General features: G+C 61.4%; 18 protein-coding genes. 12 read left to right on the top strand and 6 right to left on the bottom strand.

The features are described 5' to 3' along the window. Window positions 1-81: 81 nt before the first annotated feature. The 3 genes from gatB to ACQRBR_RS00080 are packed head-to-tail and all read right to left on the bottom strand — an operon-like array spanning window position 82 to window position 4142. Complete coding sequence (gatB, locus tag ACQRBR_RS00090) at window positions 82-1512, bottom strand: Asp-tRNA(Asn)/Glu-tRNA(Gln) amidotransferase subunit GatB (protein ID WP_006005996.1); 1431 nt, start codon at window positions 1510-1512, stop codon at window positions 82-84. Window positions 1513-1534: 22 nt separating this feature from the next. After that, entirely contained in the window at window positions 1535-3274 is a 1740-nt protein-coding gene (locus tag ACQRBR_RS00085; protein WP_303880113.1) for an ARMT1-like domain-containing protein, read from the bottom strand. Window positions 3275-3281: 7 nt separating this feature from the next. Then, complete coding sequence (locus ACQRBR_RS00080; RefSeq protein WP_303880120.1) at window positions 3282-4142, bottom strand: NAD(+)/NADH kinase; 861 nt, start codon at window positions 4140-4142, stop codon at window positions 3282-3284. Between the two features lie 115 nt (window positions 4143-4257). Here ACQRBR_RS00080 and ACQRBR_RS00075 point away from each other — a divergent pair, with 115 nt between their 5' ends. The 5 genes from ACQRBR_RS00075 to ACQRBR_RS00055 all read left to right on the top strand — a co-directional run bounded on the left by ACQRBR_RS00075 (window position 4258) and on the right by ACQRBR_RS00055 (window position 9167). Next, window positions 4258-4857 (top strand): SIS domain-containing protein, encoded by a 600-nt coding sequence (locus ACQRBR_RS00075; RefSeq protein ID WP_427811950.1) that lies wholly within the window; start codon window positions 4258-4260, stop codon window positions 4855-4857. 14 nt (window positions 4858-4871) lie between these two features. Next, window positions 4872-5111: an FmdB family zinc ribbon protein gene (locus ACQRBR_RS00070; protein ID WP_006006004.1), complete on the top strand. Its 240-nt coding sequence runs from the start codon at window positions 4872-4874 to the stop codon at window positions 5109-5111. Window positions 5112-5119: 8 nt separating this feature from the next. Further along, window positions 5120-6055, top strand: a complete 936-nt coding sequence (gene hemC / locus ACQRBR_RS00065) for a hydroxymethylbilane synthase (RefSeq protein ID WP_427811949.1) — start codon at window positions 5120-5122, stop codon at window positions 6053-6055. A 5-nt stretch (window positions 6056-6060) separates the two neighbouring features. After that, window positions 6061-8502: a Lon protease family protein gene (locus tag ACQRBR_RS00060; protein WP_168936068.1), complete on the top strand. Its 2442-nt coding sequence runs from the start codon at window positions 6061-6063 to the stop codon at window positions 8500-8502. Window positions 8503-8579: 77 nt separating this feature from the next. Next, window positions 8580-9167 carry a TetR/AcrR family transcriptional regulator gene (locus ACQRBR_RS00055; protein WP_006006010.1) on the top strand — a complete coding sequence of 196 codons (588 nt, stop codon included), beginning with the start codon at window positions 8580-8582 and terminating at the stop codon, window positions 9165-9167. A gap of 296 nt (window positions 9168-9463) precedes the next feature. Here the strand turns inward: ACQRBR_RS00055 and ACQRBR_RS00050 are convergent, their stop codons facing one another. Further along, window positions 9464-10798 carry a UDP-glucose dehydrogenase family protein gene (locus ACQRBR_RS00050; protein WP_168936342.1) on the bottom strand — a complete coding sequence of 445 codons (1335 nt, stop codon included), beginning with the start codon at window positions 10796-10798 and terminating at the stop codon, window positions 9464-9466. Window positions 10799-10910: 112 nt separating this feature from the next. Between ACQRBR_RS00050 and ACQRBR_RS00045 the strand changes: the two genes are divergently transcribed. From ACQRBR_RS00045 to ACQRBR_RS00030, 4 genes are read left to right on the top strand one after another with little or no spacing between them, the layout of a single operon-like run. Beyond that, a complete protein-coding gene (locus ACQRBR_RS00045; RefSeq protein ID WP_427811948.1) occupies window positions 10911-11282 on the top strand; it encodes a holo-[acyl-carrier-protein] synthase in 372 nt (123 codons plus the stop codon). A gap of 2 nt (window positions 11283-11284) precedes the next feature. Further along, window positions 11285-12853 carry an NAD(P)H-hydrate dehydratase gene (locus tag ACQRBR_RS00040; RefSeq protein WP_427811947.1) on the top strand — a complete coding sequence of 523 codons (1569 nt, stop codon included), beginning with the start codon at window positions 11285-11287 and terminating at the stop codon, window positions 12851-12853. 14 nt (window positions 12854-12867) lie between these two features. Continuing rightward, entirely contained in the window at window positions 12868-13392 is a 525-nt protein-coding gene (gene tsaE, locus ACQRBR_RS00035) for a tRNA (adenosine(37)-N6)-threonylcarbamoyltransferase complex ATPase subunit type 1 TsaE (RefSeq protein ID WP_168936345.1), read from the top strand. Window positions 13393-13417: 25 nt separating this feature from the next. Beyond that, window positions 13418-14641 (top strand): aspartate kinase, encoded by a 1224-nt coding sequence (locus tag ACQRBR_RS00030; RefSeq protein WP_006006022.1) that lies wholly within the window; start codon window positions 13418-13420, stop codon window positions 14639-14641. A 213-nt stretch (window positions 14642-14854) separates the two neighbouring features. Here ACQRBR_RS00030 and ACQRBR_RS00025 read toward each other — a convergent pair whose 3' ends face one another. Together ACQRBR_RS00025 and ACQRBR_RS00020 are read right to left on the bottom strand one after the other, a co-directional pair. Next, the gene (locus ACQRBR_RS00025) at window positions 14855-15520 is read right to left on the bottom strand and encodes an HAD family hydrolase (protein WP_427811946.1); all 666 of its coding nucleotides are present in this window, start codon (window positions 15518-15520) and stop codon (window positions 14855-14857) included. Window positions 15521-15588: 68 nt separating this feature from the next. Beyond that, a complete protein-coding gene (locus ACQRBR_RS00020) occupies window positions 15589-16359 on the bottom strand; it encodes an HAD-IIA family hydrolase (protein WP_040369319.1) in 771 nt (256 codons plus the stop codon). Between the two features lie 248 nt (window positions 16360-16607). Between ACQRBR_RS00020 and glpA the strand changes: the two genes are divergently transcribed. Genes glpA through ACQRBR_RS00005 form a run of 3 tightly spaced genes read left to right on the top strand, consistent with a single transcriptional unit; the run spans window position 16608 to window position 20691 of the window. After that, the gene (gene glpA, locus ACQRBR_RS00015; RefSeq protein WP_303880196.1) at window positions 16608-18215 is read left to right on the top strand and encodes an anaerobic glycerol-3-phosphate dehydrogenase subunit GlpA; all 1608 of its coding nucleotides are present in this window, start codon (window positions 16608-16610) and stop codon (window positions 18213-18215) included. Beyond that, complete coding sequence (gene glpB, locus ACQRBR_RS00010) at window positions 18199-19461, top strand: anaerobic glycerol-3-phosphate dehydrogenase subunit GlpB (RefSeq protein ID WP_427811945.1); 1263 nt, start codon at window positions 18199-18201, stop codon at window positions 19459-19461. The genes glpA and glpB overlap by 17 nt, the downstream gene beginning before the upstream one ends. 9 nt (window positions 19462-19470) lie before the next feature. After that, window positions 19471-20691, top strand: a complete 1221-nt coding sequence (locus tag ACQRBR_RS00005; protein WP_427811944.1) for an anaerobic glycerol-3-phosphate dehydrogenase subunit C — start codon at window positions 19471-19473, stop codon at window positions 20689-20691. The last annotated feature ends 606 nt before the right edge of the window (window positions 20692-21297 follow it).

Genomic DNA, 21297 nt, shown 5'->3' with positions numbered 1-21297 from the left:
AACTTTAATAAAATTGGAGCTGCGCTCAAAAAAATAAGGGGGCACCCCAGGCGCCCCCTTGCAGCTTTTCATGCTCCCGGACTAGCCAGCCAGCTTTTTGGCCAGCAGCTCATTGACCAGCGCGGGGTTGGCCTTGCCGCGGGTCGCGCGCATGACCTGGCCCACAAAGAAGCTGATGAGCTTGGTCTTGCCGCCACGGAAAGCCTCCACTTCGGCGGGATTGTCGGCCAGTACCTTGTCCACGGCCGCTTCCAACGCGGAGCTGTCGGAGATCTGCACCAGGCCCTTTTCCTTGACGTAGGCTTCGGGCATGGCGCCGTTTTCCATCAGGTCGGCAAAGATATCATTGGCGATCTTGGCACTGATGAGGCCCTTGTCCACGATGCTGACCAGCTCGGCCAGAGCTTCGGGAGTCATGGCGCAATCCTGCACATGCAGGGAGCGGGCGTTGAGCTCGCGCAGCAGCGGGCCAAGGATGAAGTTGGCCACCTTGCGGGCATCGGCTTTGGCCGCCGCAGCTTCAAAAAAGTCGGCCATGGCACGGCTCTGCACCAGCACTTCCGCCTCGGGTTCGGGCAGGCCCGTCATGGCGATGAAGCGCTGCATGCGGGCGGCAGGCAGCTCGGGCAGTTCCTGCTGCCAGCGGCTGAATTCCTCATCGGTGATGGTCACGGGCAACAGGTCGGGATCAGGGAAGTAACGGTAGTCGTGCGCTTCTTCCTTGCCGCGCATGGAAGCCGTGATGTTCTTCGTGGCATCGTACAGGCGGGTCTCCTGCACGATCTCCTCCCCGTCCGCCAGAGCATCCTGCTGGCGGGCGATCTCGTAATCGATGGCCCGCTGCACATTGCGGAACGAGTTCAGGTTCTTAAGCTCGGTACGGGTGCCGAAGGTCGTGCTGCCCACGGGACGGATGGAGACGTTGGCGTCACAGCGGAAGCTGCCCTCCTCCATGTTGCCGTCACAGACGCCCAGATAGGTCACGATGCCGTACAGGGCCTTGAGGTAGGCCACGGCCTCGGCGGAAGAACGCATGTCCGGCTCGGAAACGATCTCCACCAGCGGCGTCCCGGCGCGGTTAAGGTCCACATAGCTGACGTTCTCGCCCTGGGCGTGGATGTTCTTGCCCGCGTCGTTCTCCATATGGATGCGCGTGATGCCGATGCGCTTTTCGGCACCGTCCACCGTGACCGTCAGATGGCCATGCTCGCAGATGGGCAGGTCGAACTGCGAGATCTGGTAGCCGGACGGCAGGTCGGGATAAAAATAGTTTTTGCGGGCGAAAATGGAATTGCGGTGGATGCTGCAGTTGGTGGCAAGGCCCACCAGGCAGGCATAGTGCACGGCCTGCCGGTTGAGCATGGGCAGGGCACCGGGCATGCCGCCGCAGACTTCGCAGACATTGCTGTTGGGAGCCTGCCCGAAACTGGTGGGGCAGGAGCAGAAAAGTTTGGTGGCCGTAGCCAGTTGTACGTGGACTTCCAAGCCGATGACGGCTTCATATGCAGGCATGAAAAACTCCGTGAACCAGATGTTAGGAACGGCTGATGGTCGCGTCGAAATATTTGCCGACGCCGTACTCGCCACGCCGTGTAAAGCGGGCCGGATCGGGCCCGATGATCTGCATTTCCCTGTTTTGCCGCTGCACGTCCAGGGCTATGCGCATTTCTTGGGTGCAGCCGGTAGAAAAAGTGGCATCCTTGCCGGACCAGACGGGCGGGACCTTGCGTCCCATGAGCCGGAAGCTTTCTTCGATATCAGCAAATGTCTGGAAACGCCAGACGTCGATAAAGCCGCTCCGCTGCACGCGTTCCCACATGAACATCAGGTCGTCCCCGTCCATGCCTTCCACAAAATGTTCGGCAGGATTCACGATGAGGACGTTGTCCAAACGCTTGCGTAAGTCTCCCACAAAGGTCCGTGCCAGTGAGATGGCGGTCTGGGTCTCACCGGGGATGCTGCCGATGATGCAGCTGTAGAACATAACGGTACGACCGCCCATACGGGCCTCGCGCATACGAGCGATGATGCTGTCCGCATGGGCAGCCACGTCCTGCTCGGTCAATTTCTTCACCCCCGGCGCATGCCGCCGCAGGGCCAGATGCATGTCCGTGCCATCATGCCAGTAACAGAGGATGTCGCGGGTGAACTCGCAGCTGGTGCCCAGCAGCATGTCGGCCGAGCGCCAGCCCTTGGCCAGGATAAGGTCCGCCTCCTTCCAGGCACGGGAAAAACTGATGGAGACCCGGTACAGATTAAGCCGTTCACGTGTCCCGTCACTGATGACCAGCAGACGGTGCTCGCGCAGGTGACGCAACAGCTGGTTCTTGCTCAGGTGGGCATCCCGGACGATGTAGTCCTGTTTCAGCTCTTCGCGCAGGACGGGATCTTCTTCCACGTCGTCCATGGTAGGTGCGTAGAAGAAAAAACCCTCCTTGACGGCAAAAATGACCCGATGCTGCATGCGCAGCAGTTTGCGCACCACGGCCAGATCAAAGACCACCCCGCCGTCGGCATCGCACAGATACAGGATGGTCCGCGGCCGGGAGGCCAGTTCATCCAGATACCCTTCCAGCTCCACGGCTTTCTGCTCCGCACGATGGAACTCCTCTTCCAGGAATATCCTGTCGGGGACGGTGGCCTCCAGCTCCAGCGTATAGGCGGAAAGGAACAGATGACGGACCAGGCTGCAGGCATCCAGCCGGGCCCGGGCCGCTTCGAGCGTATCCGGCAGCGGAGCTACCGGCATGCCTTCAAGGGCGGTACGCACGCTCTCCGAGCGCAGGATCTCGCGCTGCAGGATATTGAGCGCATGGCGGCGCTGCCGCCAGGGATCGCCATCGCCCAGCCCCTGGGCCAGGACGATATTGGTCATGCGCTTGATGAGACGCGGCGGCAAAAGCGTATGCTGGGCAACCGCACTGCGGAAGCGGTAACGACAGAACAGCAGCAGCGCCCGGCGCTGCATCCTGTCCGTCACGAGGGATCGCACAAGGCGCACGAGGATGCGCCAGGCACGATTGTATTCTTTCTGCAGCCGTCGGGGCATGGTCGGCTCGCACAGCAAGGCGAACATGGCATCCGAACAGGGAAGATAAACGCTGCCGGGACCGCCGGCCACCATGAATTTCAGCTGTTCAGGACTGGCAACGATGTGCGGATTGAGGTCATGGACAAGGTTGTTGTCGATGAACAGATTATACAGCCATGCGTCGAAGCAGGCATCTTTTCCCAGCCGGACATCAGCCATGCGGCGCGGCGCGTTCCCATTCATGCGGGCCTCACTTCTGTTTGGCGCCCGATGCCATATCCGTCACGAAGCCGCGCGTCCGCAACCGTTCAAAAAACGGCATTTCTTTGCCCACAAAGCAGACGGCGTCTTCCAGCCCCGTCACCTCCACCCGGTCCCCCACCTGAAGCAGCAGGCCTTCCTGACCGTCCACTGTGATGTAGGTCTCGGTGGTACCGGGCAGCAGGTCGATGCAGAAACGGGTCTTATGGGGAAAGACCATGGGGGGGATGGTATTCAGGAAAGGACAGATGGGCGTGAACACCATGCAGTTGAGGCTTGGGTACAGCAGCGGACCTCCGGCGGAGACGCTGTAGCCCGAACTGCCGATGGGGGTGGAGATGATCACGCCGTCACTGCGCAGACGGCACATTTCCTGCCCGTCCACGCCGATGTCCATGTTGACGAGCCGCGAGAGGGCCGCCCGGCTGAGGACGACGTCATTGACGGCCACACCCTTGGCGAGCGTGCTTTCATTACGTACGACTTTCCATTGCAGGGCCATGCAGGTACGCTCGGGAGTGATGCCTGCCAGGGAATCGGCAAGGCCTTTCTCCCATTGTTCCGGCTGGATGTCGGCCAAAAAGCCGACCCGGCCGAAATTGATGCCCAGCAGGGGGATGCCCCGGCCTGCCACCCGACGGGCCACACCCAGCATGGTGCCGTCCCCTCCCAGGACAACGGCAAAATCCAGATCGGGAAGAGCATAGGCGGGATCGTCAAACCCTCCGCTGATGGCCGTGACAGAGTGTCCCCTGGCGCGCAGCCAGGCACCTATTTCAGCTTCGAGACGTGCCGCACGGTCACTGTTGGCCTTGCGGACCACGAGAATATGGCGGGCTTTGCTTTGCATCCTTTTTCTCTACGTTATAGGCGCGCGCAGTGCAAGTGGGAAGAGGCTTTTTATCTTGTCAGGGCAGTGGCTTTGTCTTAAAAATGGTACGGCCGCAGGCCATCAGGACGACACCATGCAGACAGCGCAGGACATCATAACGACATACAGCCGGACAGGCGCCCGCCTGCGCGAGGTCTTTTTCCAAGAAAGAACGCCTCTTTTGCAGAAGGCGGCCCTGCACATGGCCCGCTGCCTTGCCCGTGGCGGCAAGATCCTCGTCCTGGGAGAAGGCGCCGGCGACATTTGTGCTCGCGCCGCAGCCCAGGCCTTGCTTGACCGGCTCGATCTCGACCGGCCGGCGCTGCCGGCCATCCTGATACCGGCCGGGAGCACAGGGGACCAGACGACGGACAGAGCGGCCCTGCGGCAACTCGAGGCTCTGGCCCGGCCCGGGGATACGCTCCTGTCCTTCCTCCCCGACGCAGCACAGACGACCATGAAGCCCGTACTGGCACTGGCGCAGGAGACCGGTCTGTCCTGCATCACTCTTTGCGGACGCCCTGTCGCGGGCTTGTCCCTGCCCGGGCTCGTAATCGATGTCCCGGATGCTTCCGGGGCCCCTGCCTCCCTTGTCCATGAACTGCTTTTTGCCGCCGGCCATCTTGTCTGCAGGCTGGTGGATTACTATCTTTTCGAAAACGTGACGGCGATCCAGACCGTCGATCCGCAGTAAGAGGTTATACGACCATGCCCATCTACGAATACACTTGCACCAAATGCGGCAAGGATTTTGAGGAACTTGTCTTTGGCGATGACCTGCCCGCCTGCCCCCATTGCGGCGCGGCCGAGACCCGCAAGCTGATGTCCCGCTGCGCCCACTGCAGCGGCGGTAACGGCGGCGATGACTCCTTCGCTCCTTCCATGCCCGCCTCTTCCGGCGGCTGCGCCGGCTGCTCCGGCGGTAACTGCGCCACCTGCGGCCACTAGGAGACGCCATGCGCAAAAATCTCGTCATCGCCACCCGCGGCAGTCAGCTGGCCCTTTGGCAGGCCGAACACGTCAAAGCCTGCCTGGAGTCCCTGGAACCGGGCCTGAACATCAGCCTGCGCGTCATCAAGACCCGCGGCGACATCATCCTGGATGTTCCCCTGTCCAAGGTGGGCGGCAAGGGCCTGTTCGTCAAGGAGATCGAGGAAGCCCTGCTGGACGGTTCCGCCGACCTGGCCGTGCACAGCATCAAGGACGTGCCCATGGTCCTGCCCGAGGGCCTCGTCCTGGGCTGCGTGCCCCAGCGTGAGATCTGCGTGGACTGCCTGCTCTCCAACCGCTACGCCTCTCTGGACGAACTGCCCCAGGGGGCCCGCGTGGGCACCAGCAGCCTGCGCCGCCAGGCCCAGCTGCTCAATCTGCGTCCCGACCTGGAGATCCTTTCCCTGCGCGGCAATGTGGATACCCGCCTGCGCAAGATGAAGGAAGGCGAATACGACGCCATCGTGCTGGCCTCCGCCGGGCTCAAGCGTCTGGGTCTTTCCGCGGACCGCATGCACCATTTCGAGGCGGCCACCTTCGTGCCCGCCGTGGGCCAGGGGGCCCTGGGCATCGAATGCCGCGGTGATGACAGCGAGGTGCTGGAACTGCTGTCCCGCATGGAACACCGTCCCACCCGTATCTGCGTGGAAGCCGAGCGAGGTTTCCTGGCCGGCCTGGACGGCGGCTGTCAGGTGCCCATCGCCGGTCATGCGGAGATGCTGGACGACGACCGCTTCATCCTGGACGGCCTAGTGGCCGAAGTGGACGGCAGTGTCATCCTGCGCGAACAGCAGGAAGGAACGGCCGCCACGGCACGCGAAACGGGCTTTGCCCTGGCCCGTCATCTTCTGGACAAGGGCGGCAAGGATATCCTTGACCGCCTGTATGCTGAAAACCGGTAGTAATGATGCCCAAGATCCTTCCTCTGCCCACATCGCGACTGCACGCGACGTTCGATCCCGAACGCATCCCCTGGCAGGACAGCCGGGAGATCCCCTTGCCCCGCAACGGGGCGGGCAGCCGCAACGCTTTCCAGCCTCGCGCCATGCAGGCTCTGGACATGGCCCTGAACATCAGGGCCTGTGGCTACAATGTCTATGTCTCCGGCGATGCCAATCTGGGGCGCAGTTATACCCTGCTCTCCTATCTTGGCCCGCAGGCCCGCAAACGGCCGACGCCGCCGGATCTGGTCTATGTCCACAACTTCGATGACCCCGACCGGCCGCGCCTGCTTTCCCTGCCTGCCGGTCAGGGCAAAAAGTTCAAGCAGTGCGTGACCTCCACCGTGGACGCCATCCTGCATGAACTGCCCCGCCGCTTCGAAGCCGCGCCCTTCGTCAAACAGCGTGCCCGGCTGGTGGACAGCTTCCAGAAGGTCCGCAGCGGCCTGCTGAGCAAGATGACCTCCGTGGCCCAGCACAAGGGCTTCCACCTTGACATGGACGAAGGCGGCAGCCTGACCCTGTATCCGCTGGTCAAGGGCAAGCGGCTGAGCGAGGAAGAGTTCGAGCATCTGGACGACAGCCTGCGCATGACCCTCAAGCGGCGCGGGGAGACCCTGGTCCAGAGCATGGCCAGCTTCATGCGCCAGTTGAGCAAGGCCGAGGAAAGCTTCCATGACGACGAGCGCAACCTGGAACAGACCGTCATGGCCCAGGTGCTGGACGCCCTGCTGCTCCCGGCCCAGAAAAAACTGCTCAAGGCCTGCCAGAGCGAGGCCCTGGAACAGTACTTTGTCAGCCTGCGCGCGGACATCTTGAAGAACACCGAAGCCTTCCTGCCCCGGGAGGCCGGCCAGTCCGGCCCGGATGTCCCCCATGCGCCCCTGCCGCCGCAGGGCGATCCGCTGTACCGCTATGACGTCAATGTCTTCGTGGACAACAGCCAGCTCAGCGGTGCCCCCATCGTGGTGGAAGACCATCCCACCGCGTCCAACCTGCTGGGCTGCATCGAGCGGGAATCCGAGCTAGGCGCTCTGGTGACGGACTTCACCCTTGTGCGGGCCGGGAGCCTGCACAAGGCCAACGGGGGCTTCCTCGTCCTGCGGGCGGAAGACCTGCTGCAGCATCCCAATGCCTGGGAAGGTCTGCTGCGGGCCCTGCGGGCCAATTCTCTGCGCATCGAAGACGGCGCGGAGACCCCGGATGCCGCCATCCGCACCAAGGGCATCAACCCCGAGCCCCTGAAGCTGGACCTCAAGGTCGTGCTTATCGGTACGGAAGACCTGTACGAAGCCCTGGTCCTTAATGAAGACCGTTTCGCCAAGCTGTTCCGCATCAAGGCCCAAATGGCCGAACGCATGGACCGCAATGCCGCCGGCGTCCGTTTCTATCTGTCGGTCATCGCCCGCATCGCGGAAGAATCCGGCCTGCGTCCCTTCGACCGCACGGCCCTGGCCTGGCTGGTGGATCTGGGCTCGCATCTGTGCGAGGATCAGCGCCGCCTGTCGCTCAAGTTCCCGCTGCTGCGTGAACAGATGATCGAAGGAGACGCTCTGGCAGGCATGGAAGGCGCCGAGATCGTCACCGGTGATATCATGGAGCGTTCCTATGCGGCGCGCACCTACCGGGCCAATCTGGTAGAAGAGATCTTCATGGAAGAGTACGACCGCGAGATGATCAAAGTCTGTACTTCGGGCAGTGCCATCGGTCAGGTCAACGGCCTGTCGGTCACCGGCTACGGTGATTTTGAATTCGGCCTGCCCCACCGCATCTCCTGTACCGTGGGCGTCGGCCATGAAGGCATCATCGACCTGGAGCGGGAAGCCGAACTGGGCGGTCCCATCCATACCAAGGCTATGATGATCCTCAAGAGCTACCTGACCAACCTCTTTGCCCGCAAGAAGCCTCTTGTTCTGGCCGGGTCGCTCTACTTTGAACAAAGCTATGCCGGTATCGAAGGCGACTCCGCTTCCGGTGCGGAGCTGGTGGCCCTGCTCTCCGCCCTTGCCGATGTGCCCGTACGGCTCGACCTGGCCTTCACGGGCGCGGTCAGCCATTCCGGGCAGATCATGGCCGTGGGCGGCGTAACGCGGAAGATCGAAGGTTTCTTCAAGGTCTGCGCACGGCATGGTCTCACGGGCAGTCAGGGGGTCATCATCCCCCACGACAATGTGGATCACCTGATGCTCTCACCGGATGTGCTCCAGGCCGTGGAAAAGGGACAGTTTGCCATCTATGCCGTCCGCAGTATCGAAGAGGCCCTGACCCTGCTCACGGGTCTGCCCGTGGGACGTCGCCGCAAGGACGATACGTTCACACCCGGCAGCCTCTATGACATGGTGGACCGCCGTCTGGAACGGTTGGGCGACTATGCCCAGAACTCCTTCCGCCGGACGCGTAAAGGATAGGCGTCATGCATTGACTTGCCTTCATTGAGCGAGTAAACAGTTCTGGCCGATTGTGAAAAAGACGCTTAACCCCCGCAATGACCATGACTGCAAAAAATAAAAAAGAAGCCCTGCTCCAGGCCGCCAAGGAACTTTTTGGTGAATGTGGCTATGTGGAAACCACCTTCAAGAAGATTTCCGACCGGGCTGGTGTGGCCCTTGGACTGCTGACGCACCACTATGGCAACAAGGAAAAACTGTTCCTGGCCTCGGGACTCGATGTGCTGGAACATTTTCTGGTCAAGCTGCGCCAGGCCACGGCCGATGCGGCCTGCGGCTATGATGCCGTCATGCACTTCTGCAAGGCCTATCTGGACTTCTCTGTGGACAAGGATTCCAACTGGCTGGTGCTGGTGCGCTGCTCCCCGTACAGCGATATGAAGACCAAGACGGACAGGGAGCAGATGGACTCCATGTTCGCCCAGGTGCATCGTGAACTGGAAGAACAGATCCAGCGCGGCATCCGTGACGGCAGCATCGTCAATGTGGACAGCAAGGCCACGGCGCAGGTCATCATCTCCCTGATGGTGGGTGCCAACCGTACCCGTGTTCTGACCCCCTATGCCCTGCCGGAGCTCTATGACGAAACTTTGGATTTCGTCTCCCGCTCCATCCGCAAGAACTAGTCCTTTTCCCTCCCCGCTAAAAAAACAGATCCCCGGCAGGAAACTGCCGGGGCTTTTTTATGGGGCTTCCTCCAAGGGATACGCTTAACAGAAAAAACGTCTCCCATACCGGCCTGAAGAGCCTGCCGCCTCTGGCTCCTGTCCTATGGCTCCCATACACTACTTATGTATCCCAGATGACTTTTGCCAAGTCATCGTTTCGCTCGACAGCTCTCTTCCCCCTTTATGTATGACAAAAATAAAGGGCCTGCCCTTTGCAGGACAGGCCCTCTTCTGGTCTTGGGTCGGTTCGTTGCCTAGTCAGGACGGCGGCCGATGCAGAAGTAGGCGAAACCACGGCTGCCCATGGCGGCGGGCGAGTAGAGGTTACGACCGTCAAAGAGCAGCGGCGCGGTCAACAGGGACTTGATGCGGTCGAAGTCGGGATTGCGGAACTGGTTCCATTCCGTCACCACCAGCAGAGCCTGGGCACCATCGCACACGCCGTACTGATCGTCCACGATCTCCACCAGGGGGTTATCCTGGAAGATACGGCGGGCGTTATCAGCCGCCACGGGGTCGAAAGCCCGCACTTTCATGCCGGCTTCGGTCAGGGCGTTGATGATGTTGATGGCAGCGGCTTCACGCATGTCATCGGTGTTGGCCTTGAAAGCCAGGCCCCACAGGGCCAGGGTCTTGCCCTTCACACCGCCCTGCGGCGCAAAGTATTCCTTGATGCGCTCGGCCATGTGCAGCTTCTGGCGGGCGTTCACGGCTTCCACGGCATTGAGCAGCTTGGGCTCCATACCGGCGGCTTCGGCCGTATGGATCAGGGCCTTCACGTCCTTGGGGAAGCAGGAACCGCCGTAACCAACGCCGGGATAAATGAACTGGTAGCCGATGCGGCTGTCAGAACCGATGCCGTTACGCACGTCGCGCACGTCGGCGCCCACACGTTCGCAGATGGTGGCGATCTCGTTGATGAAGGAGATCTTGGTGGCCAGCATGCAGTTGGCGGCGTATTTGGTCATTTCAGCGCTGCGGATGCCCATGACGATCAGTTTGTCACGGGTACGGGCAAAGGGCGCGTACAGTTCGCGCATAGTGGCAGCGGCCTTATCCGACGAGGTACCGATGACCACGCGGTCAGGCTTCATGAAGTCGGAGATGGCGTCGCCTTCCTTCAGAAACTCGGGGTTGGAGACCACCTCGAAGTCGAAATTCTTGCCGCGGGCAGCCAGCTCTTCGGTGATGATGGCGCGCACACGGTCGGCAGTGCCCACCGGCACCGTGGACTTGTCCACCACGATGAGGTCGTTTTCCATGGTACGACCGATCTCGCGGGCCACCTGCTCCACATAGTGCAGGTCGCAGGAACCGTCTTCTCCGGGAGGGGTACCCACGCAGATGAAGGCGCAATCCGCACCCACCAGACCTTCCGCCAGGCTGGTGGTGAACTTCAGGCGGCCATCGGCATGGCTGCGGCGCACCATGGGTTCCAGGCCGGGCTCGAAAATATGCACGGAGCCGGCATTCAGGCGGGCCACAACATCCTTGTTGACATCGATGCAGGTCACGGAGTTGCCCATTTCAGCGAAGCAGGCAGCGCTCACCAGACCCACATAGCCGGTGCCGACGATACACAATTTCATATGTTTTCTCCCTTGGGGCGCTCTTGACGCCCGACAGTGATAACGTCAAAACAAATCGATTGAGTGCGCAGTATAGCGTTTTTTTTCCTGAGCTTCAACTCCGGGGGCGGACATGCTGGTGGGACTGGGGATGGACCTGACCGATATCGGGCGTATGGAACGGGCCCTGCAACGCCACGGCGCACGTTTTGCGGCCAGGATCCTGGCACCTGCCGAACAGGAGGCCTGCCCTGATCTGCGCCCCACCTTCGTGGCCGGACGCTGGGCTGCCAAGGAAGCCGCCGTCAAGGCGCTGGGCTGCGGCTTCAGCCTGGGGATCGGCCCACGTCACATCGAGATCCTGCCCACGCCGACGGGCAAGCCGGAGTTGCGCTTTACCGGCCCGGCCCTGGAGCGTGCCCGGCAGCTGGGCGTGCGCCATATCCATGTATCCATCACGCATGAACGAACCACGGCAGCCGCGGTTGTCGTATTGGAGGCCTGACGATGAACGGGGAATGGTGGTCCGCACTGCCGCCGCTGCCCCTGCCGCACGAGATGCAGCAGTGGGACAGGCAGGCCGTGGAACTGGGCATCCTGCCGGAGATCCTGATGGAAAATGCCGCGGCCGCGGCGTTCCGCCAGCTGAGCGCCCTGTGCCCCCGGCTTGCGGGGAAACAGGTCTGGCTGCTCATGGGCAGCGGTAACAATGGCGGCGATGCCGCCTGCCTTGCCCGTTATCTGCTTGATGCCGGAGCCTGTCCGCATGTTTTCCATACCCGGACGCTGGAGCATTACCGGAATGAAACGGCGTATCATCTCCGGACGGCCCGGACATGTGGCGTCCCCTTCCTTCCGGTGGCCGCGCTGACGGAGACGTCCCTCCCTCATCCCGACATCCTGGTGGACGGGCTGCTGGGCACGGGTTTTTCCGGCCAGCTGCGCGACGATGCCCGACGCATTGTCTCCTTCGTGAACGAACTTTCTCCCCGGCCGCTGATCCTGTCCCTGGACGTACCGTCGGGCCTGGATGCCACCAACGGCCTGCCTGGTCCCGAGGCTGTCAAAGCGGACATGACGGTCAGCTTTGCCGCCGCCAAACCAGGCCTGATGCTGCCGTGGGCCCGTCCGTATACCGGGGAATGCCATGTGGGCCCCATCGCCATGCCTGCCAAAGTCCGGGATGAAGGTCCCTGCTCTTTCCGCCTTCTGGACGGCCATGCCCTGCCCCTGCTGCCTGCCATGACGGCTGCGAGCTATAAGAACACCTACGGGCATATCCTCGTCATGGGAGGCCGCCCCGGCATGTGCGGTGCCGGGCATCTGGCTGCCCGGGGGGCACTGCGCACCGGTGCCGGTCTGGTCACGGCAGCCATGCCCGCTGCCGGAGAAGACCAAGTGCGCATGGGCTGGCCCGAGATCATGACCCTGCCCCTGGGCGATCCCGAAAACAGGGACTGGCCCTCCCAGCTCCCGGACGGCCTGCGGCAACGCCTCCACCAGTGCCGGGCCATGGTCATCGGTCCCGGCATGGGACGGGGAGAAGACAGTCATGCATTTCTGACAGCCCTTCTGACAGGGCCTGACCGCCCGGCCTGTGTGTTCGATGCTGATGCCCTGATGCTGCTGGCAGGGGATCCCGCCCTGCTGGCGGCCCTTGGCCCCGGGGACATCCTGACGCCCCATCCCGGCGAGGCCGCTGCCCTGCTCCACTGCCCGGGCAGCGCTGTCCAGCAGGACAGGATGGCGGCCCTGAAGGCCCTTTGCGCCGCCGTCCCCGCAGCTGTCGTCCTCAAAGGCGCAGGGACGCTGGTCGGCCAGCGGGACTGCCCCACAGGCCTCAGCCCCCTGGATGTCCCCCAGCTGGCCATGGGCGGTTCCGGCGACGTGCTTGCCGGTTGTACCGCGGCCCTGCTGGCTCGCTTGCAGGAAAGCGCCCGACCGGCCCATCAGGCCGCATGCCTGGCAGTGGCGCTGCATGCCGCTGCCGGCCAGATACTGGCCCGCACCTATCCCCACCGGGGCAATGTGGCCGGCGAACTGGCCGATGCCCTGCCCCAGGCCATGACACTTTAACCGGATACCCCGCTATGGATGCCTTTACCTTTGTGCTCGAATCCCTGGACGATACCGCCCGCCTCGGCACCTTGCTGGCCGGCATGATGCAAAACGCCCCCCAGGTGCGCGCCCTGCTGCTGCAAGGAGATCTGGGCAGCGGCAAAACGACCCTGACGCGCTCTCTGGTCGCGGCCCTGCCGGGTGGCGACCAGGCCGAGATCTCCAGTCCGTCCTTCACCATCTGCAACAATTATCCCACCTGTCCGCCTGTCCTGCACTGCGACCTCTACCGTTGCCCGGCCTCCCTTCCCGACGAAGTCTGGGACGCGCTGGACGCCGATGCAGGCATCTGCATCGTGGAATGGGCCCAGTATATCCCCGAAGCGGCCCTGCCCAAGGAATTTCTGGACATCCGGCTGGAGTCATGCGAAAAAGGACGATTCCTGACGGTAATGGCGCATGGGCAGGCGTCTCAGGCTCTGGCTCAGGAGCTGCATACAGCCTGGACCACATCCGGACGGCACGGCTCCCGGACGGATCTGCCCCTTTTTTCGTGAGACAGGTGCATCAATGGAATCTGGCATGAAAATCTTAGTTCAAAAATTCGGTGGCACTTCAGTGGCAAACCTGGAGTGCATGAAGAAAGTGCGCGAAAAAGTGCAGGCCGGGTTGAACAAGGGCTACAAGATGGTGGTCGTGCTTTCCGCCCGTTCGGGCGAGACCAACCGCCTGCTGGCCCTGGCCTCCGAGTGGTCCTCCACTCCGGACCCGGCGGAATGTGATTCTCTGGTCTCCACCGGGGAACAGGTCTCCATCGCGCTCTTCACCATGCTGCTCAAAGACGCGGGCATCCGTGCCCGTTCCCTGCTGGCATGGCAGATCCCCATCATTACCGATGACGACCACGGCAATGCGCGTATCGAATCCATCGACAGCCAGCGCCTGCGCAGCTATCTGGATGAATACGACGTGCTGGTGGTCGCCGGTTTCCAGGGGTGCACGGAGTCCCAGCGCATCACCACCCTGGGCCGCGGCGGTTCCGACACCTCGGCCGTTGCCCTGGCTGCCGCCCTGGGTTCGGTGGAATGCGAGATCTACACGGATGTGGACGGCGTCTATACCACCGACCCCAACATCTGCTCCAGCGCCCGCAAGATGGATCGTGTCGCCTACGAAGAAATGCTGGAAATGGCCAGCATGGGCGCCAAGGTGCTGCACATCCGTTCCGTGGAATTTGCCAAGAAGTACAAAGTGCCTGTGCGCGTCCGCTCCACTTTTTCCGACGACCCCGGCACGCTCGTTACCCAGGAGGACTCCAGCATGGAAGCTGTTCTTGTTTCCGGCATTGCCTATGATAAGGACCAGGCTCGTGTGACTCTGCACGACCTTCCCGACGTGCCCGGCGTGGCCGCCGCCATCTTCGGCCCCCTTTCCGAAAAGGGCGTGCTGGTGGACATGATCGTCCAGAATACCAGCCTTGACGGCCATACCGACATGACCTTCACCATCTCCCGCAAGGATCTCAAGCAGACCCTGGCCATCATGGAAGAAGTGAAGGAGCGCACCGGCGCCACCGACGTGGTCTCCGACGTCAACGTGGCCAAGGTCTCCGCCATCGGTGTCGGTATGCGCAACCACTCCGGCGTGGCCGCCCGTGCTTTCTCCGCCCTGACCCAGGAAGGCATCAACATCCTGATGATCAGCACCTCTGAGATCAAGATCACCATCCTGATCCAGGAAAAGTACGTGGAACTGGCCGTGCGCATCCTGCACGACACCTTCGGCCTGGACTGGGATATCAACTAGTTCCGCTCCTGCCTGCCGGCTGAGCGGCCCCGGCCATCAGCCGACAATACGCCCCGTACAATAAGAAGGCCCGGTATCCTGTGATACCGGGCTTTCTCTTTCTCATGCGAATGGTCGTAACAGGCCTTTACCGCGGAAAAACTCCTCTCCGTAAACCGATGCCTGTCACAGGAGCAGTGGCCTTTTTTCATCCACTTAGGACAGCATCCCGCCCTAGTGGCGCATCTCGGCCCCCAGGGCCAGCAGGGTCGTCTGCAGATCCGTCATGCTCTGGCAGATATAGTCGGCATGGACGGATTCCAGCTCCTGACGGCTCCCGTACCCGTACAGCACGCCCACGGTCTTCATGCCCACGGCATGACCGCCGACCACGTCATGGAACCTGTCCCCCACCATCAGCGAATGGGACACATCCGCGCCCGTTTCCTGAAGGGCGTAACGCAGCACATCGACCTTGTCGTTGCGGCTTCCGTTCAGCTCGGCACCAGCCACAAAGGAGAAGTAACGGCTCAACTGGAAATGGTCCAGGATCTGACGGGCGAACACTTCCGGCTTCGATGTGGCCAGATGGATGCGGTGTCCCTGCTCGATCAGGCGCTCCAGCATCTGCGGCACCCCGGGATAGACCTGATTTTCAAACATCCCCTGCCGCCGGAAATACTCGCGGTATTTTTCCACCGCCAGTGCGACACGGGCGCCGTCTCCCGGGAAATAACGGGCAAAGGACTGCTTGAGCGGCGGACCGATGAAGAACAGCAGACTGTCCGCACTGGCCCTGATCCCGAAATGGTTCAGAGAATACAGGACGGAATTGATGATGCCCTGCTTGGAATCGGTGATGGTACCGTCAAGATCGAAAAAGAAAGAAGTATGGGCCATAGGCATACCGGGGGTTGCGACTACGAAAAATGCTGCCGGACGTTTTTATTACTATTGCCTCTTGCGGCCTACTGGTCAAGCAGTCCCAGGTGATCCAGCACCAGGGTCGGCTGGCGCTCCAGCCCGGGAAGGTCGGAACGCCGGGCTTCTCCGCTCAGGACCAGCAGGAAATCGATGCCGGCGTTCTCGGCCAGCAGCTTGTCGGTGGACAGCCTGTCGCCCACCATCAGCATGTTTTCCGGTGCATAACGCTGCAGCAGGCCGGAAAGCAGGGTCGCATCCGGCTTGCCGAAGATGCGTTCCGGTCTCCTGCCCGTGGCGGTGGCGTACAGGGCCAGAAAACTGCCCACGTCCGGCAGGGGGCCTTCCGGGGAGGGGCAGACCAGATCCGGATGCGTGGCCAGGAAACGCACATCATCCTTTTGCAGCAGCAGCGCGGAACGCGACAGTTTTTCATAGGTCAGTTCCGTATCATAGGCCAGGATGACGGCCTGCGCGCCTTCTTCCTGCTGCTTTAGTTCAGGCATGCGCTGGCGCAGATCGGAAACGAAATCCCGGTTGCCGACCACATACGCCGTATGGATGCCTTCCGCCTTCAAAAAAGCCACCAGCGGCGTCACCGGCGAGAGCAGCTGTTCCCTGCGGGCGGGGATGCCCATGCCGTTCAGCTTTTTGATGTAGGTCTCCGGCGCCTTGGAGGTATTGTTGCTCAGGAAGAAGAAGTCCACATCTTCCCAGTGCCGCTGCACAAAGGCCACGGCCCCCTCGATGGGATTGTCCCCCATATAGATGGTACCATCCATGTCCAGAACGATGCAACGTTTGTCAGGAAGCCGCATGCCGTGTCCCCCAAGTTTCAAAAATGAAAAAAATGACGGCAAAGCCGTGGCGCCCCCGTCCGGCACCCGCCGCCGTGCCGGGATTCTACACAGGCCGATGGCCTGCTGCAAGCGGCGTTTTTCCCGCCTCTTGCCCATCTTGACACAACAATGTCCTGTAAGTAGAGGAAAGGGACGACTTCCCCGTATAACTTTCGCAAACGAAGATTCCAAAGCTATAATTGTCGCTCCTGTGAGCGGAGGACAGCGTGAAAGAAACCACAGTGATCATCATTGGCGGTGGTGCGACAGGTATCGGCATTCTGCGCGACCTGAGCATGCGCGGCGTGCCCGCCCTGCTGCTGGAACAGGGGGGGCTGGCCCACGGCACGAGCTCCCGCTTCCACGGCCTGCTGCACAGCGGCGCCCGGTACGCTGTCAGTGACAGCGAATCCGCCCGGGAATGCATCGAAGAAAACATGATCCTGCGCCGCATCGGCAAGCAGTGTGTGGAAGAGACCGAAGGCTTTTTCGTCCGTACCAAACTGGACGACCCGGCCTTCGAACCCGGCTGGGTCGAAGCCTGTGCCCGTGCGGGCATCTCCGCCGAGCGCATCGATGTGGCCGAAGCACGGCGGCTGGAGCCCAACCTGGCTCCCAATATCTGTTCTGTTTACCGCGTGCCGGACTCCTGCGTCGACGGCTTCCGCCTGGTCTGGCACAATGCCCTGTGTGCCCGGCGCTACGGCGGTGATATCCTCACCTACCACGAAGTCATCGCCATCAAGCAGAGCAACGGCAAGGTCACGGGCGTCACGGCCCGCAACCGCATCACCGGCGAGGAACTGGACATCGCCTGTGAATATGTGGTCAATGCCGCCGGTTCCTGGTCCGGACAGATCGCCCAGCTGGCCGGTCTGGACGTCAGCGTGTCGCCCGACCGCGGTACGCTGATCGTCTTCAACCACCGCTTCACGTCGCGCGTGGTCAACCGCCTGCACAAAAGCTCCGACGGTGACATCTTCGTCCCGCACGGTTCCATCACCATCCTGGGGACCACGTCGACGCCTACCGACCGCCCGGACAACAATACGCCCACGACCGAGGACGTTTTGCGTCTGCTGGACATCGGCGAGCCCCTGTTCCCCGATCTGCGTTCGTACCGTATCCTGCGTGCCTTTGCCGGTACGCGCCCGCTCTACACGCCCAACAATGCCGTGGGTCGTGCCGCCAGCCGCAATTTCCACATCGTGGACCACAAGCAGGACGGCCTGGAAGGCATGGCCAGCATTTTCGGCGGCAAGCTGACCACCTACCGTTTGATGGCGGAGCGCATGAGCGATCTGGTCTGCCGCTATCTCGGCAACAACGAACCGTGCCGTACGGCGGAAGAGCCCATCATGGAGGATCCCTCCCCCGAGCTGATGCAGAAAGCCGCCAAGGTTTTCCCGCTCAATGGCGCCGTTCTTGCTGCCGACCGTCTGGGCAGCACGTTTGCCGATGTGGTGGAAAAGGCCGCATCCGAAAAGGACAACGAGCTGCTGTGCGAATGCGAGATGGTCAGCATGGCTGAAGTGGAATATGTGGCCCGCGATCCTGCCACCCACTCCCTGCATGATGTCCGCTTGCGCACCCGTCTGGGCATGGGTACCTGCCAGGGCACGTTCTGCTCCCTGCGCGCCATCGGCGCCCTGACCGAACGCAATGTGCCCCTGGCCTTCTCGCCCACGGAAGACGTCTCCCAATTCCTGCAGGAACGCTGGCGTGGTCTGCGCCCGGCCCTGTGGGGCAAGCAGCTGAAAGAAATCGAACTGGGGCGTGCCATCTATGCGGCCACCCTCAATCTGGATGGAGCCGGCAATGAACAAAAGAAATAGCGACGTCCTGGTTATCGGCGCCGGCATGTCCGGCCTTGTGGCGGCCCTTGCCGCTGCCCGGCGCGGCCGCAAGGTCACTGTCCTTTCCCGGGGCGTGGGAGCGCTGGCCATCGGCAGCGGTTGCGTGGACGTCTTGGGCTATGTCAACGGTCAGGCCGTTTCCGGCCATCCGCTGGATGCCATCGAATCCTTGCCCGAGGCCCATCCCTATCGTCTGCTGGGACGCGATCGTGTGGCCGAAGCCTGCTCTTTCCTGGAAGAAGTCTGTACAGCTCAGGGCCTGTCCCTGCTGCCCATGAAAGAGAACAATCGCCTGGTCCCCAGCATCATGGGCACCCTTAAGCCGAGCGGCCTGTGTCCGGCCAGCGCCGATGGCGATCTGCTGCTGAAGGCCAAACGAGTTGCCGTGGTCACTATCGAGGGCCTGCGCGATTGCCAGCCCAATCTGATCATCAAGCAGTTCCGCCGTTATCCTGCTCTCAGGAGCATCGAGTTCACCGAAGTCGTCCTGCCCTCGCCCTTGGGCAAGACGCACCGCAATATCACGGCTCTGGATCTGGCCCGCTATGTGGACCGTCCCGAAGGGGTCTTCTGGCTGGCCGATGCCCTGAAAAAAGCCTGCGGCCGACAGGACCTCATCCTGCTGCCGCCTGTGTGCGGGGTGCGCAACTTCCTTTGGAAAAAACTGGTGGAACTGCTGGATTGCCCGGTGGTGGAAATGCTTTCCATCCCTCCGGGAGTCAGCGGCCTGCGCCTGCGCACCTGCCTGCTGAATGCCCTGCGCGAGCTGGATGTCACCCTGTTGGAAAATACCACGGTGATCCGTGCCGACGTCGCGGACGGGCATTGCCGTGGCGTGGTCACCTCCGGTCTCGACCACGAACACGTCTATACAGCTGATCAGATCATTGTGGCTACCGGTGGTTTCATGGGCGACGGATTCGAAGCGGAGCCCGGCAAGATGCAGGAAAGCATCTTCCGGCTGCCGCTCTGTCTGGAAAATGGCGAGATGCCTTCCGCTGATCCTTCTAACTGGTCGGAAGAAAATGTCTTTGCCCGCCACGCCTTCGCTACCCTGCGCGTCCGCGTCGACGCACAGCTGCGTCCCTGCTCTGAGGAAGGCTCGGTGCTGCTGGACAATGTCCGTTTTGTGGGCCGCTCGCTGGGCGGTTATGACTTCGCTACTGAAAAAAGCGGTAACGGCGTGGCCCTTGCCACGGCCTGGTATGCCGCCCAATGTGTGTAAGGCAGGTGCATGATGGCTCTCAAACATCCCAATCCTGATGCCTGTATCGCCTGCACCACCTGTGTGGTACAGTGCCCGGTGGCCCAGGCCACCACGAACTTCCTTGGCCCCCGCATGATCGGTCCCGCCTATGAGCGTTTCCGCCTGCTGGGTCTTGCCGAAGAAGAATCCCTGCACTATTGCGCCAACTGCAAAAACTGCGACATCGCCTGCCCCCAGGGCGTCCCGATCTCCAGCCTGAACATGATGGCTCGTGCCGAGCAGTGCCGCAAAAAGCGTCCGCCTCTGCGGGACTGGATCCTTGGGCACGGCGAGCTCATGGCCAAGCTGCTGCGCTATGTGCCTGCCAAGCTGAAAAACTTCGGCATGCTCAATCCTGTGACGCGCTTTGCGCTGGACAAGCTGGGCATCTCCGCCAAAGCTCCCATGCCGGCCTTTGCCGAAAAGAGTTTCCGGCAGCAGCTGAAAAAAATCTGGCAGCCCCATACCAACAAGTATGTCGTCCTCTTTCCCGGTTGTTATCTGGATGTCTATGATCCGCAGACCGGGCTCGACCTTGTGTGGGTGCTGAACCAGGCTGGCTACCATGTCATCGTTCCCGAGGAATTCGTCTGCTGCGGTCTGCCCATGGTCGCCAACGGATTCTGGGACGACGCTCGCGCCAATGCCAAAAAGAATATCGCGGAACTGCAGCGCTGGCGCAAGGAAGGCATCCCGGTCATCACCGGTTGCCCCAGCTGCGCGTTGATGTTCTCCTCCGATCTGCCGGAATACTATCCCGATCTGATGATCGATGGCGTCTCCACTACCTTGCTGGATGCGCAGGCTTTCCTGCTGGATTGCGTGGATAAGGGAGAACTGCGTCTGCCCGGAAAAACTGTGGACAGTTCCGAGGTTCCTTCCGAGCTTATCTATCACGCCCCCTGCCATCTGCGTGCTCAGGGCAACGGCCTGCCCGGCCTTGACCTGCTCCGTTCTCTGCCTGGCATGCATGTCAGCAATGCCGATGCCGGATGCTGCGGGATCTCGGGCAGCTATGGTTTCAAAAAAGAAAAGTATCCCATCGGCATGCAGGTGGGCTCCGCCCTCTTTGATGCCGTACGCAAAAGTCCGGCTCCCGTGGCTGCTTCGGAATGCGGCACCTGCCGTGTCCAAATCAAGCACGGTTCCGGCAAGGATTGCCTGCATCCGATTTCCGTCCTGCGACGCTGGCTAGAAGCTGCCCGTTAGTTAGGATCCGCGAGGACAAAAAAATGGTGAAAGGCCTCTGCATCATGCAGAGGCCTCTTTTTTTTACAGCGAGATATTCTTTTTTTTAATCATGTTCTTAGCATACTCAAGAAATTTGCTACTGTTACAGCCGGGATCCACTGAACAGAAAAAATGGATTTCACTTCGCCGCAACGAAAAGCCCGTCATCTCAGCATATACAGAATTTTAAAGTTTACATAATTCCATAAGGATATCTTTCTTATATCCCCGAACCTTACAGGATGGGAGAAGAAACTTTTTCTAGATCCGTCGTCTCTCAATATCCTGCTGGCCACCAGGATTTCGGCGCATCCCCTGCCCACAAGCCCCGATATGTTGCACTGTTAGCTGTCCCCCCAAAGCACATGGCAGCTGCGACTCGTCCAGTCCATAAAAAAAAACATCCTCCCCCTGGACGCAAGAACTTCGGCCAAAATGCCGATTATGGCCATGCCAGGACGTTTCCTTTCCGCCGATGCTTTCTGCCTTCAAAAATCACAGTGCCCTGTACTGCCGGGGTGCAGACCAGCTAGAAGCCGCCTCGACGGCTCCGCAGGCACTTCCATCCTCGCACAGACTCATCGG

The sequence above is a fragment of the Desulfovibrio sp. SGI.133 genome (genome assembly GCF_050313955.1).
GTDB lineage: Bacteria > Desulfobacterota > Desulfovibrionia > Desulfovibrionales > Desulfovibrionaceae > Desulfovibrio.
This window is presented reverse-complemented; position numbering and strand designations above follow the sequence as displayed.